General features: G+C 67.7%; 17 protein-coding genes. 9 read left to right on the top strand and 8 right to left on the bottom strand.

Going from position 1 to position 15,155, the window contains the following annotated elements; genetic code table 11:
- Positions 1 to 20 precede the first annotated feature (20 nt).
- Positions 21 to 497, top strand: a complete 477-nt coding sequence (locus ACVOMC_RS02070) for a hypothetical protein (RefSeq protein WP_481522652.1) — start codon at positions 21 to 23, stop codon at positions 495 to 497.
- Between the two features lies 1 nt (position 498).
- On the opposite strand, the gene hmgA is transcribed toward ACVOMC_RS02070, so the two are convergent.
- Genes hmgA through hppD form a run of 3 tightly spaced genes read right to left on the bottom strand, consistent with a single transcriptional unit; the run spans position 499 to position 3,452 of the window.
- Positions 499 to 1,803 (bottom strand): homogentisate 1,2-dioxygenase, encoded by a 1,305-nt coding sequence (gene hmgA / locus ACVOMC_RS02065; protein WP_481522651.1) that lies wholly within the window; start codon positions 1,801 to 1,803, stop codon positions 499 to 501.
- 42 nt (positions 1,804 to 1,845) lie between these two features.
- Positions 1,846 to 2,310, bottom strand: a complete 465-nt coding sequence (locus ACVOMC_RS02060) for a hypothetical protein (RefSeq protein WP_054659310.1) — start codon at positions 2,308 to 2,310, stop codon at positions 1,846 to 1,848.
- A 32-nt stretch (positions 2,311 to 2,342) separates the two neighbouring features.
- Positions 2,343 to 3,452: a 4-hydroxyphenylpyruvate dioxygenase gene (gene hppD, locus ACVOMC_RS02055; RefSeq protein ID WP_481522650.1), complete on the bottom strand. Its 1,110-nt coding sequence runs from the start codon at positions 3,450 to 3,452 to the stop codon at positions 2,343 to 2,345.
- Positions 3,453 to 3,577: 125 nt separating this feature from the next.
- On the opposite strand from hppD, the gene ACVOMC_RS02050 reads away from it, so the two are divergent.
- A complete protein-coding gene (locus ACVOMC_RS02050) occupies positions 3,578 to 4,072 on the top strand; it encodes a MarR family winged helix-turn-helix transcriptional regulator (RefSeq protein WP_054659311.1) in 495 nt (164 codons plus the stop codon).
- Positions 4,073 to 4,085: 13 nt separating this feature from the next.
- Here the strand turns inward: ACVOMC_RS02050 and ACVOMC_RS02045 are convergent, their stop codons facing one another.
- From ACVOMC_RS02045 to ACVOMC_RS02030, 4 genes are all read right to left on the bottom strand, one after another.
- Positions 4,086 to 5,198: a hypothetical protein gene (locus tag ACVOMC_RS02045; RefSeq protein WP_481522649.1), complete on the bottom strand. Its 1,113-nt coding sequence runs from the start codon at positions 5,196 to 5,198 to the stop codon at positions 4,086 to 4,088.
- A 139-nt stretch (positions 5,199 to 5,337) separates the two neighbouring features.
- A complete protein-coding gene (locus ACVOMC_RS02040) occupies positions 5,338 to 5,934 on the bottom strand; it encodes a thioredoxin family protein (protein WP_481522648.1) in 597 nt (198 codons plus the stop codon).
- A 10-nt stretch (positions 5,935 to 5,944) separates the two neighbouring features.
- Complete coding sequence (locus tag ACVOMC_RS02035; RefSeq protein ID WP_057506062.1) at positions 5,945 to 7,456, bottom strand: peptide MFS transporter; 1,512 nt, start codon at positions 7,454 to 7,456, stop codon at positions 5,945 to 5,947.
- A 276-nt stretch (positions 7,457 to 7,732) separates the two neighbouring features.
- Positions 7,733 to 8,593 (bottom strand): tryptophan 2,3-dioxygenase, encoded by an 861-nt coding sequence (locus ACVOMC_RS02030; RefSeq protein WP_054659870.1) that lies wholly within the window; start codon positions 8,591 to 8,593, stop codon positions 7,733 to 7,735.
- Between the two features lie 285 nt (positions 8,594 to 8,878).
- Here ACVOMC_RS02030 and pdhA point away from each other — a divergent pair, with 285 nt between their 5' ends.
- The 7 genes from pdhA to ACVOMC_RS01995 all read left to right on the top strand — a co-directional run bounded on the left by pdhA (position 8,879) and on the right by ACVOMC_RS01995 (position 14,474).
- Complete coding sequence (gene pdhA / locus ACVOMC_RS02025) at positions 8,879 to 9,967, top strand: pyruvate dehydrogenase (acetyl-transferring) E1 component subunit alpha (RefSeq protein ID WP_481522647.1); 1,089 nt, start codon at positions 8,879 to 8,881, stop codon at positions 9,965 to 9,967.
- Positions 9,960 to 11,039 (top strand): alpha-ketoacid dehydrogenase subunit beta, encoded by a 1,080-nt coding sequence (locus ACVOMC_RS02020; protein WP_057506063.1) that lies wholly within the window; start codon positions 9,960 to 9,962, stop codon positions 11,037 to 11,039. Before pdhA ends, ACVOMC_RS02020 begins: the two co-directional genes overlap by 8 nt.
- Position 11,040: 1 nt before the next feature.
- Positions 11,041 to 11,394 (top strand): SH3 domain-containing protein, encoded by a 354-nt coding sequence (locus ACVOMC_RS02015; protein ID WP_054659864.1) that lies wholly within the window; start codon positions 11,041 to 11,043, stop codon positions 11,392 to 11,394.
- Positions 11,391 to 12,734, top strand: a complete 1,344-nt coding sequence (locus ACVOMC_RS02010) for a dihydrolipoamide acetyltransferase family protein (protein WP_481522646.1) — start codon at positions 11,391 to 11,393, stop codon at positions 12,732 to 12,734. The genes ACVOMC_RS02015 and ACVOMC_RS02010 overlap by 4 nt, the downstream gene beginning before the upstream one ends.
- 174 nt (positions 12,735 to 12,908) lie before the next feature.
- Entirely contained in the window at positions 12,909 to 13,250 is a 342-nt protein-coding gene (locus tag ACVOMC_RS02005) for a hypothetical protein (RefSeq protein WP_481522645.1), read from the top strand.
- A gap of 28 nt (positions 13,251 to 13,278) precedes the next feature.
- The gene (locus ACVOMC_RS02000; protein ID WP_481522644.1) at positions 13,279 to 13,665 is read left to right on the top strand and encodes a VOC family protein; all 387 of its coding nucleotides are present in this window, start codon (positions 13,279 to 13,281) and stop codon (positions 13,663 to 13,665) included.
- A 50-nt stretch (positions 13,666 to 13,715) separates the two neighbouring features.
- Positions 13,716 to 14,474 (top strand): SDR family NAD(P)-dependent oxidoreductase, encoded by a 759-nt coding sequence (locus tag ACVOMC_RS01995; RefSeq protein ID WP_481522643.1) that lies wholly within the window; start codon positions 13,716 to 13,718, stop codon positions 14,472 to 14,474.
- A 46-nt stretch (positions 14,475 to 14,520) separates the two neighbouring features.
- Here ACVOMC_RS01995 and ACVOMC_RS01990 read toward each other — a convergent pair whose 3' ends face one another.
- Positions 14,521 to 15,153 (bottom strand): Rossmann-fold NAD(P)-binding domain-containing protein, encoded by a 633-nt coding sequence (locus ACVOMC_RS01990; protein ID WP_481522642.1) that lies wholly within the window; start codon positions 15,151 to 15,153, stop codon positions 14,521 to 14,523.
- Between the last annotated feature and the right edge of the window lie 2 nt (positions 15,154 to 15,155).

Raw genomic sequence — 15,155 nt, 5'->3', positions numbered from 1 at the left:
CCGCGCCGCGTCGAGTCCCCATGCAGCCGCACAAGACCGAACTGGGCCATGCCGAACTGCACACACCCTCCGGCGCGCTGGACCTGCGCCAGCGGCGGGCGCTGATCCTGTGTGATGGCAAACGTGATCTGGACGAGCTGCGCCTGCTGCTGGGCAGTGACGCGGCCGCACTGATCGCCGGGCTGCAGCGCGAGGGCTATCTGTCCACGGACCGCCCCGCTCCTGCCGAGCCGCACCGCCGCTCGCTGCTGGCCGCACGCATCTATGTGCTGGATATCCTGGCCCTGCAGCGCCATCCCACCGCCACCCAGCTGCACCGGGTGCTGCAGGCCGCACGTGAGGATGCCGATACCGTGCAGGCGCTGACACTGGCCCTGCGACACCTGCCGACACTGACTTCCGAAGGCTACACGCAGCGGGTGCAGGCGCGCCTGCGTGAAGTGCTGCCGCAGGCGCAGCTGGCAGCGGTGCTGGAACCGGCACCGCTGCCGGCGTGAATCACCCCCGGGGCGGGGTGAAGTGGTTGCGCAGGCCGCTCCAGCAGGCCTGGTAGCCACGCTGGCGATGCGTCGCGGCCACCGCCTGCTCGCTCGGGCAGATCACCCCGCGGGTTTCGAACATGAAGGCCATGGTGTCGGTGATCACATCCGGCCTGGACAGGTCGGCATGGGAAGCCTTGTCGAAGGTGGCCGCATCCGGACCGTGGCCGGTCATGCAGTTGTGCAGCGAGGCGCCACCGGGCACGAAACCCTCGGCCTTGGCGTCGTAGGCGCCGTGGATCAGCCCCATGAACTCGCTGGCGATATTGCGGTGGAACCACGGCGGGCGGAACGTGTCCTGCGCCACCAGCCAGCGTGGCGGGAAGATCACAAAATCCAGGTTGCTGGTGCCCGGGGTGTCGCTGGCCGAATGCAGCACCAGGAAGATCGACGGATCCGGATGGTCGTAGCTGATCGAACCGATGGCGTTGAAGTGGCGCAGGTCGTAGCGGTACGGCGCGTAGTTGCCGTGCCAGCCGACCACGTCCAGCGGCGAGTGGCCGATGTCCGCGCGCCACAGCCGGCCCTGGAACTTGGCGACCAGCTCGAATTGCCCTTCAAGGTCCTCGTAGGCGGCCACCGGGGTTTCGAAATCGCGCGGATTGGCCAGGCCGTTGCTGCCGATCGGCCCCAGGTCCGGCAGCTTCAACTGTGCGCCGAAGTTCTCGCAGACATAGCCGCGCGCCTGCCCGTCGGGCAGCTCCACGGCAAAACGCACGCCGCGCGGGATCACCGCGATCTGCTGCGGCTCGATCTCGATCAGGCCCAGCTCGGTGCGCAGCCGCAGCCGGCCCAGCTGCGGCACGATCAGCAGCTCGCCATCGGCGTTGTAGAACCAGCGGCCGCGCATGTCCGCGTTGGCCGCATACATATGTATGCCCGCGCCGCTGTGTGCCGCAGGCCCGCCGTTGCCGCCCATGGTGTACAGGCCTTCGATGAAATCGGTGGGCGTGGGGGGCAACGGCAGCGGATCCCAGCGCAGCTGGTTGGGCGACACCGCCGCGTGGCTGAACTCGCCATGCAGGTGCGGCTGCACGAACGGCGTGAATTCGCCGTGCATCGCCGCCGGACGGATCCGGTACAGCCAGCTGCGGCGGTTGCTGCCGCGCGGAGCGGTGAAAGCGGTGCCGGTCAGCTGCTCGGCATACAGGCCATGGGCCACCCGCTGCGGCGAATTGCGTCCCACCGGCAGCGTGCCGGGTACGGCCTCGGTGGCGAACTCGTTGCCGAATCCGGACTGGTAGGCGGTATTGCTCTGGGACATGGCTGCGCTCGCTTGGATGGGCCCGGACGGGAGGGGATGGTTTCAGGTCAGCTGACGCCGGGTCGCCGGTTCGATCAGCAAGCCCAGTTCTCCGGCAAGTTCAAGAATGCGCGGGCTGTCGTGGCGACGGACGATGAAGGCGTAGAGGTTGTCGTCGAACGGGTTGCCCCACAGCAGTATCTCGTAGGGCGTCGGACGGGCGGCCAGCTGCCCGTCCAGCCACTGGAAATATTCCGCCGCCGACAGCGCCTGGTGGGGCATTGCCGGCAGCGGGTTGGCGAACTGCTCGCTGATCTCCTCGTGCAGTTCATCGAGCTTGTCACCGATGGCGAGGTAATCGCCCAGCTCGGCCAGGACCGCGAACTGCATGAACGCCGCCGGGCTGTCGCCGTCGATCCAGTCCAGCTCCGGATCCATCGGCGAGGCCTTGATCCTGGACACGCAGGCGGCCAGGTCCTTGCCTTGCAGGTCGTCACAGGTCAGCAGGGTGATCAGCTCGGTCAGCATCGCGCGTTTCTCGGGGGAATGGGCCGGTAACGTTACAGCACGCCGCGCTTGATCTGGTCGCGCTCGATGCTCTCGAACAACGCCTGGAAGTTGCCTTCGCCGAAGCCTTCGTTGCCCTTGCGCTGGATGATCTCGAAGAAGATCGGGCCAATGGCGTTGGTGGTGAAGATCTGCAGCAGCTTGCGCTGCTTGGTCTCCGGATCGGCATCGATCAGGATCTTGTTCCTGCGCAGACGCTCCACGTCCTCGCCGTTGTCCGGGATGCGCAGGTCGACCACGTCGAAATAGGTGTCCGGCGTGTCCAGGAACTGGATGCCACGCGCGCGCATCGCCTCGACCGTGTCATAGATGTTGTCAGTGAAGCAGGCGATGTGCTGGATGCCCTCGCCCTTGTAGGCGTCCAGGTATTCGTTGATCTGGCTCTTCGGATCGGAGGACTCGTTGAGCGGAATGCGCACGATGCCATCCGGTGCGGTCATCGCCTTGGACACCAGCCCGGTCTTGGCGCCCTTGATGTCGAAGTAGCGGATCTCGCGGAAGTTGAACAACCGCTCGTAGTAGTCCGACCACTGCTGCATGTTGCCCAGATACAGGTTGTGGGTCAGGTGGTCGATGAAGGTCAGGCCGAAGCCGGCCGGGTTCTGCTCGGCGCCTTTGATCGGCTCGTAATCGGTGTCGTAGATGCTGCCGCCCGCGCCATAGCGGTCCACCAGATACAGCATGCAGTCGCCGATGCCCTTGATCACCGGCGCCGGCACCGCGCGGGTGTCGGCCAGCAGGGACACTTCCTCGGCGCCGTTGCCGATGGCCGCGGCCAACACCTCGGCCGCCGGCTTGCCGAAGCGGATCGCGAAGCCGCAGGCGCACGGACCGTGCTTGGCGGCGAAATCGGCGGCGAAGGAATCCGGCTCCTCGTTCACGAGGAAGTTGACGCCGCCTTGACGGTAGACGGTAATAGCACGCTGCCGGTGGCGGAGCACAGCAGTGAATCCCATGTTCTGGAAGTAGTCGTGCAGCTGGGCACCCTGCCCGGCCGGTGCGGCAAACTCGACGAACTCGAACCCGTCGATGCCCATCGGGTTTTCGAAGGTGGTGACCTGCATGCCCAGATTGGGCGCGTGGGTGGCGCTGGGGGTATTCATGAGTTGGCTCCGGAAGCAGGGCAGTCGCCGGTCACCGGCGAGCTAGACAGGAAGGCCCGCCCGAACGGGGGCCTGGACCGAAGGTTATAGTTTCACATGAAACCACCATCAAGGTGCACTGCAGCATGAGCTCTTCCGATTACAGCAAGTCCACCAGCATCCGTGCCTCGCACGTGTTGCTGGATCTCGAGCAGTTCCTGCCTTACCGCATCAGCGTGTTGTCCAACCGGGTCAGCGGCAACATCGCCCGGCTGTATGGCGAGCGCTATGGCCTGGCCATCCCCGAATGGCGGGTGATCACGATCCTGGCGCTGTACCCGGGCTCCTCGGCCAGCGAGGTGTCCGAGCGCACGGCGATGGACAAGGTCGCGGTCAGCCGCGCCGTGGCGCGCCTGCTGGAACGCGGTTTCATCAAACGCGAGACCCACGGCGATGACCGCCGGCGCTCGGTGCTGGCGCTGTCGGCGGCCGGCTTCGAGGTCTACGAGACCATCGCACCGCTGGTGATCGAGATGGAGCGGCGCCTGATGTCGGTCCTCACCGAGGAGGAAGAACAGGGGCTGGAACGCCTGATCACGCGCCTGGCCGAGGCCGGCCTGGCACGCATGAACGAGGCTTGATCGCCATCGGCGATCAGCTCAGGTACTTGCGTCGCGCATAGATCCATGGCGCGGCCAGCGCGGCGATGGCGCCTCCGGCAAAACCCAGCGCCGAAGCCACCGCGGCCGCTTCGATCTGACCGGGCAGGGCCAGTGCTGCGATTACCAGCAAGGCCGCCGGCAGGCCGATGAACGAAGCCAGGAAAAAGCGCCAACGCGGTACCCAGGTGTGCAGCTGCATCAAACTTGCGCTGGCCCAGGCCTCGCCGGCTTTGCCACGTCTTATTTTGTCCACCAGTTTGACCAGATCGACCTCGACCACGCCACGACCGCCGCGCATCCGCGCCAGCTCGGCGCCAACGTCGGCCGGTTCCGGCCACTGCGCCGGCCAGGGCTGTGGCGCGGCGACGCCATAAGCGGTCAACACCGGCAAGGTCAGCGACGGGGCCGACAGCGCACGCAGCCGGCGGTTGTCCAGCACGCACCAGATCTGCGTCATGCCATCGACCGTCACCTGGTACAGCGCCAGTTGCGCCGCTTCCGGATAGGCCAGCGTCGTCACCCGCGCGGCCATCGACTCGACGCCCAGCGCGCGCAGGAAGCCGACCCGGCTGCGTCCCTCCTGCGCCCAGGCCAGACCGAGCGGCGAGAGCAGCATCACTTCGGCCTGATCGGCGCTGCCTGCCGTTGCCCGCTCGTCGGCCGCCAGATAGACCGCCAGCGATTTCGGCTCGGCCACCTCGGCCCGGCTCCAGCGGTGCGATTGGCCAAGCAGGAATTTCAGTGGCACCCGCGCCGGCACGGTCTCGCTGCGCACCGCATCGGAGGCGAACGGCAGCACCGAGGCGACGAAGGCACGCAACTCGTTGCCCGGGTGCGCGCTCCATTCGGCCGGCAACAGGCCGGACAGCAGGCCGTCGCGCACCAGCGCATCGATCCGTTCTTTCTGTTCGACCAGCCGGGTGATCGCCGACTGCAGCATGATGTTCGGCGGTGAGGCGGCCAGCGGCAGGCGGTAGCGCGGCACTTCCTGCGGCATGTCTGGCGTTTCATCCAGCAGTGCTTCCACCGTCGGCAGGTTCACACCGGCGGCCTCGGCAGTGGCGGATTCGTCAAGCGCATCAACAGGAGGCGGAGCAGCGTGCATGCGGATAGGGCCGGCGTCCCCGGCCGGATGCCGGGCTATCTTTCCGATAGCGGCCGGAGTGCACGGAAATGAAGCCCCGGCGTGCCTCCAATAAAAACGGCGCCCTGCGGCGCCGCTGTTGCTGACGGTTACCGCATGCCTAGGGCGTGGCCGGCGGGGCCCACTGGCGGAGGAACGCCTCGAAGCGCGCGCGATCGTAGCCCTTACCCTTTTCCAGCTCGCCGGTGAACTGCGAGTGCAGCAGCCGGCCGTCGGCGTCGAGCACGAACAGGTGCGGATAGCCGGTAATCCCGGGGAAGCGCGACAGGAACGCGACGTTCTCGTTGTCCTCGCTGTAATTGACCTTCATCCACACGTAGTTGGCATCGCGGAAGCGGCGCAGCTGCGAATCGCCTTCCATGAAGGCGTCGAGCAGGTGGCACCACGAGCACCATTCGCCACCGACATCCAGGATGATGCGCTTGCCACCACGCTGGGCCTCGACCTTGGCCGTTTCCAGATCGGCGAACGGATCGCGCGCCGGGTCGAACTGCGCATTGAGCCCGGCCACCGCGGCGATATCCGCCGCGGCAGGGGTATTGCCCGAAGCCACCGGCTGGCGGATATCGGCCACCGGCGGTTTCTGTTCGGAGGTGTCCAGCGGCTGCACCGCTGCCGGCGCGGCGGCCGGCGGCGGATTGCAGCCGGCCAAGGCCGCGGTGAGCAGCAAGGCAACCATCCCGGACAACCGCTTCATCGGCACCGCCTTACTTCACGCCGTGCATCAGCTTCTGGATCAGCGGCGCGATCAGGAACAGCAGCACGCCGGCGCCGATCAGCACCCAGAAACCGAAGGTGTAGCCGGCCTGCGCCGAGGCCACGGTCATGCCGCCTTCGCCGCTGACGCTGCTGGCGAAAATGCCCGACAGGTTGTTGCCGATCGCTGTGGACAGGAACCAGCCGCCCATGCCGAAGCCGATCAGGCGCACCGGTGCCAGCTTGGTCACCATCGACAGGCCGATCGGCGACAGGCACAGCTCGCCGACCGACTGGATCACGTAGACCATGAACAGCGTCCAGAACGGGATCTTCAGGCTCTGCGGGTCCACCAGGCTGGACAGCGCGAACATCAGCAGCAGGAACGCCAGGCCGTTGAAGATGATGCCCAGGCCGAACTTGCGCGGGATCGACGGATTGGCCTTGCCCATCTTGACCCACATCCAGGCTATGACCGGTGCCAGGGTGATGATGGCCAGCGAGTTGACCGACTGGAACCAGCCCACCGGGAACGTCCAGCCGCCGAAGTCGCGCTGGACGATGTTCTGCGCCAGGAAGTTGAACGAGCTGCCGGCCTGTTCGAAGAACATCCAGAACAGCACGTTGAAGGCGAAGATGATCAGCATCGCGATCGCCTTGTCGCGCGCCACCGCACCGTTGGCGAAGCCTTCGCGCAGGATCAGCACGCACAGGCCCACGAACAGGATCGTCAGCAGCACCTGCAGATTGTTGGCATCGATGGTCAGCAGGAAGTAGATCGCCGGAATCGCCACCAGCACCCCCAGCACCACCAGCAGCAGGCGTCCGAAACCTTCAGCGCCGGCCAGCGGACGGCCGATGCCCTTGAGCTGGGCGCGGCCAAACCAGAACCACACCAGGCTGATCAGCATGCCCACGCCCGAGGCGATGAACACCGCCTTGTAGGCCGGCATCTGCGAGGAGCCGCCGAACATGTTCTCGGCCAGCCAGCCGGTCAGGATCGGCGCGATCAGCGCACCGGCGTTGATGCCCATGTAGAACAGGGTGAAGCCCGAATCACGGCGCTCATCGCCGGTGGCATACAGCTGGCCGACCATGGTCGAGATGTTGGGCTTGAACAGGCCATTGCCGGCCACGATGGTGGCCAGGCCGATCTTGAACACCATCTCGTTCGGCACCATGACCAGGAACAGGCCGGCCGCCATCACCACCGCACCCAGCAGGATCGAGCGCTGGTAGCCGATCACCCGGTCGGCGACATAGCCGCCGAACAGCGCCGCCGCGTACACCAGCGCCAGGTAGGCGCCGTACAGCTTGCTGGCCGAGCCTTCACCGGCGGCGTCGCCGTTGAAGAACTGCGCCACGATGTACAGCGCCAGCGCCCAGCGCATGCCGTAGAACGCGAAGCGCTCCCAGAACTCGGTCATGAACAGCATCCACAGCGGACGCGGATGGCCAAGCGTGGTCTTGAACTCCGGCACGGGCGCCGGGGTGGATGCGGAATTCGGCGCGGCAGCGCTCATGCGGGACTCCCCTGAACAATTCGTTGGGTAAAGAAATCGGCCGGAACCGGCGCGACGGGCGAGGATCACAGAAGCGTCTGCTTCACGTCAAATAGAGGTTGCGCCGGTCAGGTGCCGGTCATGCACGGCCATGGCCGCCGCGCAAACCACCTGGCCGCCGCCGCAACCTCATGAATGCGCCGCAATGCCGCCAGCGCCCAGCGCGTGGCGGCACACCCCACCGCCCTCCGCCCGCGAGGCGGGGCAACGGCGCCGGGGGGCTGCCCGTGGCCCGTCTCAGCCGTCGGCGCGGATACTGGTGCGCACTTCGAACAGTTCCGGGAAGAAGGTCAGCTCCAGCGCCTGGCGCAGGAAGCCCACGCCGGAGGAGCCGCCGGTGCCGCGCTTGAACCCGATCACCCGCATCACCGTGCGCATATGCCGGAAGCGCCACAGCTGGAACTGGGTTTCCAGGTCCACCAGGTCCTCGCACAGCGAGTACTCGCGCCAGTAGCGGTCGGTGTCCTGGTAGATGGTCTCGAACACCGGGCGCAGCGCCGGATCGCTGACATGCGGCCGGGTCCAGTCGTGGTCGTCGTAGGTGGCCGGGATGGCATGGCCGAAGCGCGCCAGATAGGCCAGGAACTCCTCGTACAGGCTGGGCGCCTCCAGCACTTCACGCAACTGCGCCTGCCCGGCCGGGTCGTGGGCGAACACGTTGAGCATGTCGGCGTTCTTGTTGCCCAGCAGGAATTCGATATAGCGGTACTGCAGCGACTGGAAGCCCGAGGACGGCCCCAGCACGTCGCGGAAGCCCATGTATTCGGACGGGGTGAGCGTTTCCAGCACCGCCCACTGCTCGGTCAGCAGGCGCAGCACCTGCTTGGCGCGGGCCAGCACCTTGCGGCACTGCCAGACCTGGTCGCGCTGCAGGAAACCGCGCGCCGCGCGCAGCTCGTGCGCCAGCAGCTTCAGCCACAGCTCCGAGGTCTGGTGCTGGATGATGAACAGCATCTCGTCGTGGTGCGGCGGACTGGACAGCGGCTGCTGCGCGGACAGCAACTGGTCCAGCCGCAGGTAGCCGCCGTAGGTGAGCCGGCCCTGCAGATCGGTATGGATACCGGCTTCGAGCTCACGCTGGTTCTTTTCTACGGTCATCGGTCGTGCCTGTGCGCGGGGCGCAAAGCGTAACGCAGCCCGGCCATTGGCGGCGGCCCCGCGCAAACGGAAACGCAACACTTGCCAGCGCGCCCGGCGCGACAATGCGCAGGCCCGACAACGCGACTGAATACGTTGAGTTTGCGGCGCCTGCCCCGTGGCTATCGACCCCGGCGGACGCTCGCACGGCGGTTTGTGCTGCGCCGCAGGACGGCTTTTCCGGTCCGAGTCCTTACCATGGGCAATTCCTATCATTTGAAACCATCTGTTCAAGGTGTTGATGCGATGACGGTTTCCGCCCAGTTCCAAATCGAATACCTGCAGTACCTGGATGCCGACGGCAACCTGGTCCGCAATGACCTTCCCGCCTCGCTGCGCGATGCGCGGGCGCTGCTGCCGATGTTCAAGCAGATGCTGGCCACGCGGGTGTTCGACACCAAGGCCGTGGCCCTGCAGCGCACCGGCAAGCTCGGCACCTTCGCCTCCTGCCTGGGCCATGAAGCGGCCCACGTCGGCATCGGTGCGGCGATGAAGCCCGGCGACGTGTTCGCCCCCAGCTACCGCGAGTACGGCGCCATGTTCATGCGCGGTGTACGCCCGCGCGACGTGCTGATGTACTGGGGCGGTGACGAGCGCGGCAGCGATTACGACCGCGACAGCGACGCGGTCCGCGACTTCCCGATCTGCGTGCCGATCTCCACCCAGTGCCTGCATGCGGCCGGCTCGGCGCTGTCGTTCAAGCTGCAGGGCAAGCCGCAGGTGGCGGTGACCGTGTGCGGTGATGGCGGCAGCTCCAAGACCGATTTCTACGCCGCGGTGAACTCGGCCGGCGCCTACAAGCTGCCGCTGATCCTGTGCGTGGTGAACAACGGCTGGGCGATCTCGGTACCGCGCTCGGCCCAGACCGGTGCCGAAACCCTGGCGCAGAAGGGCATCGCCGGTGGCCTGTTCTGCCTGCAGGTGGACGGCAACGACCTGATCGCGGTGCTGGCGGCGATGGAACAGGCGCGCGAACGCGCCCTGGCCGGCAACGGCGGCACCGTGCTGGAACTGCTCACCTACCGCCTGTCCGATCACACCACCGCCGACGACGCGCGCCGCTACCGCGATGACGCCGAAGTGAAGGCGGCCTGGTTGAACGAGCCGATGCTGCGCCTGCGCAAGTACCTGGCCGCACAGGGCGTGTGGAGCGAGGAGGAAGAAAAGAGCTGGATCGCCGAATGCGGCGCGCGCGTGGACGAGGAGGTCAACGCCTACCTCAACTGCCCGGTGCAGCCGGTCGAGGCGATGTTCGACTATCTGTATGCCGATCCGCCGCCGGACCTGCTGGCCCAGCGCGCCGACGCCATCGCCCTGGAGCAGCGCCATGGATGATCTCAAGCGCACCGCCCCTGAATCCACCGCCGGCCACGACGCCGGCACGGCGCACAGCGCCGCCACCGCGCGCGGAGAAGAGCCCATGACCGCAACGCCCATCACCCTGATCGAAGCGGTGACCCAGGCCCTGGCCTGGGAAATGGAACACGACCCCTCGGTACTGGTGCTGGGCGAAGACGTCGGCGTCAACGGCGGCGTGTTCCGCGCCACCGCCGGCCTGCAGCAGCGCTTCGGCGCGCAGCGCGTGCTGGACACCCCGCTGGATGAAACCACCATCGCCGGCCTCACCGTCGGTCTGGCCGCGCAGGGCATGAAGCCGGTGGCCGAGGCCCAGTTCGACGGCTTCGTCTACCCGATGGTCGACCACGTGATCTGCCATGCCGCGCGCCTGCGTTACCGCACCCGTGGCCGCCTGCACTGCCCGATGGTGCTGCGCGTGCCGTGGGGCGGCGGCATCCGCGCGCCCGAGCACCACAGCGAAGCCAACGAGGCCATCTTCACCAACGTGCCGGGGCTGCGCGTGGTGCTGCCGTCCAGCCCGCAGCGCGCCTACGGCCTGCTGCTGGCCGCGATCCGCGAGCCGGATCCGGTGATCTACATGGAGCCCAAGCGCATCTACCGCCAGTACAAGGAAGTGGTCGCCAATGACGGCGAGGCACTGCCGCTGGACGTGTGCTTCGTGCTGCGTGACGGCACCGACGTGACCCTGGTGACCTGGGGCGCGCAGGTCAAGGAAGCGCTGGAAGCGGCCGACAAGCTGGCCGGCGAAGGCATCAGCGCCGAGGTCATCGACGTGGCCACGCTGCGTCCGCTGGACTTCGCCACCATCGCCGAATCGGTGGCCAAGACCGGCCGCTGCGTGATCGTGCAGGAAGCGCCCAAGACCGCCGGTTTTGGTGCCGAGATCGCCGCGCGCCTGGCCGAGGAATCGATGTACGACCTGCTGGCCCCGGTCGAGCGCGTCACCGGCTACGACACCCACATCCCGCTGTTCCGCCTGGAGATGAAGTACCTGCCGAGCGTGGAGCGGATCGTGGCGGCGGCCAAGCGCGCCGTGGCGGCGGGCTGATATGCGGGCACGCCTGCATGGCAGTCACCGCAACCAGTACCGCAACCCGGTGCAACTGCGCACCGGACAGATCGTCGAACTCGGTGTCCGCGACGAGGAATGGCCGGCCTTCGCCTGGGTGAAAACCGCCGAGGGCACCGCCGGCTGGGCCCCGGCCGACTGGTTGCGGCCGCTGGGGGACGGCCGCGCCGAGGCCTTGCGCGACTACAGCGCGCGCGAGCTGGACGTGGACCGCGGCGAACAGGTGCGACTGCATCACGAACATGGCGGCTGGTGGTGGTCCGAACGCGCCGATGGCGTGCAGGGCTGGCTGCCGGCCCGCGAACTTGAACTGCTGGAAGAGAACTGCACATGAGCCAGACCAAGAGCTTCAACCTGCCCGACCTGGGCGAAGGCCTGCCGGACGCTACCATCGTCGAATGGTTCGTCAAGGAAGGCGATGTGATCCGGCTGGACGAGCCGCTGGTGTCGATGGAAACCGCCAAGGCGGTGGTCGAAGTCCCCTCGCCGGTCTCCGGCAAGGTGCTCAAGCTGGCCGGCGCGGCCGGTGACATCGTGGTCACCGGGCACATGCTGGCGCACTTCGAGATCGACCCGAACCTGCCGCAGCGTGCCGAAGGCCAGGACACCGGCCACCACCACGGCGCCCCGGCCGAAGCCGCGCCGGTGCCGGTGGCTGCACCTGTCCCGGCGGCAGCCGCCGCCGAACGGGCCGATGAAGGCACCGTGGTCGGCGCGATGGTCAGCTCCAACGCCGTGCACACCGAACAGGCCGTGGCCGTGGGCGGGGTCAAGGCGATGCCGGCGGTGCGGGCGATGGCACGCAAGCTGGGCGTGGACCTGACCCGCGTGCGCGCCACCGGTGCCGACGGCGCGGTGACGATGAACGATGTGAAGCAGGCCGCCGCGGCCGGCACCGCCAAGGTCGGCGCCACGCCGGTCCCCGCTCCGCAGGCCGCTGCCGCACCGCTCACCGCCGCACGTGCCGAAACCACCCGTACGCCGCTGTCGGCCGCCGGCAAGCCGATGCGCACCGCCCCGCCGGGCGTGGTCGCCAAGGGCCAGCCGGAACCGCTCAAGGGCGTGCGCCGCAACATGGCCCGGGTCATGGCCGACGCGCACAGCAAGGTCGTGCCGACCACGCTCAATGACGACGCCGACATCCATGCCTGGGCGCCGGGCAACGACATGACCTCGCGGCTGGTGCGGGCAATCGTCGCCGCCTGCCAGGCGGTGCCGGCGATGAACGCCTGGTTCGACGGTGACACCCTCACCCGCACCCTGCACGCGCAGGTCGACATCGGCATCGCCGTGGACACCGATGACGGCCTGTTCGTGCCGGCGCTGCGCAATGCCGACATGCTCGACGCCCGCGGTGTGCGCGAAGGCATCAACCGCCTGCGCCAGCAGGTGGAAGACCGCTCCATCGCCCCGTCCGAGCTCAGCGGCTACACCATCAGCCTGTCCAACTTCGGCATGTTCGCCGGCCGCTATGCCACCCCGGTGGTGGTGCCGCCGTGCGTGGCGATCGTTGCCGCCGGGCGCGCCCGCTTCCAGCTGACCCCGGTGATGGGCGGCGTGGAAACGCACAAGGTGATCCCGCTGTCGGTGACCTTCGACCACCGCGCCTGCACCGGTGGCGAAGCCGCCCGCTTCCTGCGCGCGATGATCGACGATCTGGCCCTGGCCCACTGAGCAGTTTGTTTGCAGCAAGACTTCAGCCCGCAGCAATGCGGGCTTTTTTTTGGGGCGGAGGAACCGGGTCTTGCCTTACCGATGGCGCGGGCACCGCGTTGCGCACTGTCACCCCGGTCTGCGGTCACGGCGCTAGGATGCGCACATCCACCTCCACCTGCGACGGTACGCCTGATGAACAGCTGGATCTGCAGCAACTGCAAGGAAGCCAACGAAGGCAACTTCGAACAGTGCTGGAACTGCGGCACCCATGCCGATGGCTCGGCGCCGGAACGGCCATTCCGGCCCGAGGCCAGCGCGCCATGGCTGCAGCCGCCGCGGCTGATCCAGTGCCTGCGCTGCCCGGGCTCGCGGATGGAGTTCATCGGCCGCAAGCGCTTCCACGAAGGTTCGCAGGCCATGCCGTTCCTGCTGGGCGATCTGGGCGAGCTGTTCGTCAACCGCGAGGAGTTCGAGCTGCATGCCTGCCCGGCCTGCGGCAAGGTCGAGCTGTTCCTGTCCAACCTGCCCCGCTGAAAGTCGCCACCGGACCGGGAGTATCGCCATGAGCCACCGCAGCCGTCTGGCCGGTTTCATCATCGATTGCCAGGACACCGACAGTGATACCGCCGCGGCCTTCTGGAGCGCGGCGCTGGGCCTGCAGGCGCTGCCGGCCGAGACCGACAGCGACGGCGCGCAGTACACGCGGTTGCGCGATGCGCCCGGTGAGCTGCAGGTGGAAGTGCAGCGGGTCAGCCACCCTTCGCGCGTGCATCTGGATATCGAGGCCGACGACATCGACGCCGAAGCCGACCGGCTGGAAGCACTGGGCGCGCGCCGCATCGGCTTCGTCAAACGCTGGTGGGTGATGGAGGCGCCGACCGGCCACCGCTTCTGCGTGGTGGCGATGAAGCATCCGGCGCGCGGACAGACCCCCAACACCTGGGAGTAACCGCGCCGGCGCGCCGATAATGGCCACCCGTTCCTGCTGGAGATATACCGATGTCCGTTTCCTCCCTTGCCGGTGCCCGCGTGCTGGTGGCTGGCGGCAGCCGTGGCATCGGTCTGGCCATCGCCGCTGCCTTTGCCCAGGCAGGCGCGCAGCTGTCGCTGTGTGCACGGGGCGCGGCCGCGCTGCAGGCCGCCGCGACCAAGCTGTCGACACCGGGCTATTCCCTGCATTGGCAACGCTGCGACCTGTCCGATCCGGTGCAGATCGAACACTGGGTCGAAGCGGCGGCCGCCGCGCTGGGCGGCATCGATATCGTCATCAACAATGCCTCCGGCTATGGCAACGGCAACGATGACGCCAGCTGGCAGGCCGGCTTCGATATCGACCTGATGGCGGCGGTGCGTACCAGTCGCCTCGCGCTGCCGTACCTGCGCCAGAGTGCACGGCCGGCGATCCTCAACATCAGCTCGATCAACGCCTCGGTGCCGACCCCGCGCGCGGCCGCCTGTTCCACCGCCAAGGCGGCGCTGAACTACTACACCGTCGCGCTGGCCACCGAACTGGCACGCGAGCGCATCCGCGTCAACGCCATCGCGCCCGGTTCAATCGAATTCCCCGACGGCCTCTGGGACCGTCGCCGTCTGGAGGAGCCGGTGCTGTACGAGCAGATCCGCGCCAGAATTCCGTTCGGCGGCTTTGGCGCGGCCGACGACGTCGCCAGCGCGGCGGTATTCCTGTGCTCGCCGGCCGCCCGTTGGATTACCGGCCAGGTGCTGGCGGTGGATGGCGGCCAGTCGCTGCCGGCGTAACCCCGGAAGACGTCGCCGAAGACACTGCGCCTCTGCGCAAAGCACCTCAGGCCAGCGCCGCGGAACCCACCACCTGCACACCGGGTTGCGGCTGCAGCGCCGCCTGCACCAGCGCGGTGCCGATATGCGCGGCCGGATTGATCCGCCAGCCGCGCGGCAGCACCGGTGCCAACGCGCCCAGTACCACGCCGGCCAGATGCTCCGCCGGGCGACGCTCACGGCGCTGCCCGCCGATCAGGCCCGGCCGCACCAGCGTCAGCGAGCTGAACCCCAACGCGCGCAGATCCCGCTCCAGCTCGCCCTTGACCCGGTTGTAGAACAACGGCGAGCGTGCATTGGCCCCGGCGGCCGAGTTCAGCGCGAACACCTCACAGCCCTGGCGCTTGACCGCCTGCGCGATCAGCAGCGGATAGCCGTGGTCGATTTGCCGGAACACTTCACGCGAACCGGCCTGTTTCATCGTCGAGCCCAGCGCGCAGATGGCCGCGTCCACCCGCCACCACGGCGCCTCCAACGGCAAGGCGGCGAAGTCGTGTACCGGATTGAGCAGCCGCGCGTGGCGCATCGGCAGCGGCCGCCGCGTCGGCGCCACCACACCGCTGCAGCGCGGATCGTCCAGCAGCTGCTGCAGCACCTGTGCACCAACCAGCCCAGTCGCGCCCGCCAGCAATACCCGCATGA

The sequence above is a fragment of the Stenotrophomonas sp. STEN014 genome, from assembly GCF_056760315.1.
This window is presented reverse-complemented; position numbering and strand designations above follow the sequence as displayed.

Excerpts from the sequence above, each read along its gene's own strand:
- ACVOMC_RS02070 (WP_481522652.1), top strand. The coding sequence starts at position 21 with ATGCAGCCGCACAAGACCGAACTGGGCCATGCCGAACTGCACACACCC.
- ACVOMC_RS02000 (WP_481522644.1), top strand. The coding sequence starts at position 13,279 with ATGAGCCACCGCAGCCGTCTGGCCGGTTTCATCATCGATTGCCAGGAC.
- ACVOMC_RS02015 (WP_054659864.1), top strand. The coding sequence starts at position 11,041 with ATGCGGGCACGCCTGCATGGCAGTCACCGCAACCAGTACCGCAACCCG.
- ACVOMC_RS01990 (WP_481522642.1), bottom strand. The coding sequence starts at position 15,153 with ATGCGGGTATTGCTGGCGGGCGCGACTGGGCTGGTTGGTGCACAGGTG.
- ACVOMC_RS02010 (WP_481522646.1), top strand. The coding sequence starts at position 11,391 with ATGAGCCAGACCAAGAGCTTCAACCTGCCCGACCTGGGCGAAGGCCTG.
- ACVOMC_RS02060 (WP_054659310.1), bottom strand. The coding sequence starts at position 2,310 with ATGCTGACCGAGCTGATCACCCTGCTGACCTGTGACGACCTGCAAGGC.
- ACVOMC_RS02045 (WP_481522649.1), bottom strand. The coding sequence starts at position 5,198 with ATGCACGCTGCTCCGCCTCCTGTTGATGCGCTTGACGAATCCGCCACT.
- ACVOMC_RS02030 (WP_054659870.1), bottom strand. The coding sequence starts at position 8,593 with ATGACCGTAGAAAAGAACCAGCGTGAGCTCGAAGCCGGTATCCATACC.
- ACVOMC_RS02005 (WP_481522645.1), top strand. The coding sequence starts at position 12,909 with ATGAACAGCTGGATCTGCAGCAACTGCAAGGAAGCCAACGAAGGCAAC.
- ACVOMC_RS02040 (WP_481522648.1), bottom strand. The coding sequence starts at position 5,934 with ATGAAGCGGTTGTCCGGGATGGTTGCCTTGCTGCTCACCGCGGCCTTG.
- ACVOMC_RS02035 (WP_057506062.1), bottom strand. The coding sequence starts at position 7,456 with ATGAGCGCTGCCGCGCCGAATTCCGCATCCACCCCGGCGCCCGTGCCG.
- pdhA (WP_481522647.1), top strand. The coding sequence starts at position 8,879 with ATGACGGTTTCCGCCCAGTTCCAAATCGAATACCTGCAGTACCTGGAT.
- hmgA (WP_481522651.1), bottom strand. The coding sequence starts at position 1,803 with ATGTCCCAGAGCAATACCGCCTACCAGTCCGGATTCGGCAACGAGTTC.
- hppD (WP_481522650.1), bottom strand. The coding sequence starts at position 3,452 with ATGAATACCCCCAGCGCCACCCACGCGCCCAATCTGGGCATGCAGGTC.
- ACVOMC_RS02020 (WP_057506063.1), top strand. The coding sequence starts at position 9,960 with ATGGATGATCTCAAGCGCACCGCCCCTGAATCCACCGCCGGCCACGAC.
- ACVOMC_RS01995 (WP_481522643.1), top strand. The coding sequence starts at position 13,716 with ATGTCCGTTTCCTCCCTTGCCGGTGCCCGCGTGCTGGTGGCTGGCGGC.
- ACVOMC_RS02050 (WP_054659311.1), top strand. The coding sequence starts at position 3,578 with ATGAGCTCTTCCGATTACAGCAAGTCCACCAGCATCCGTGCCTCGCAC.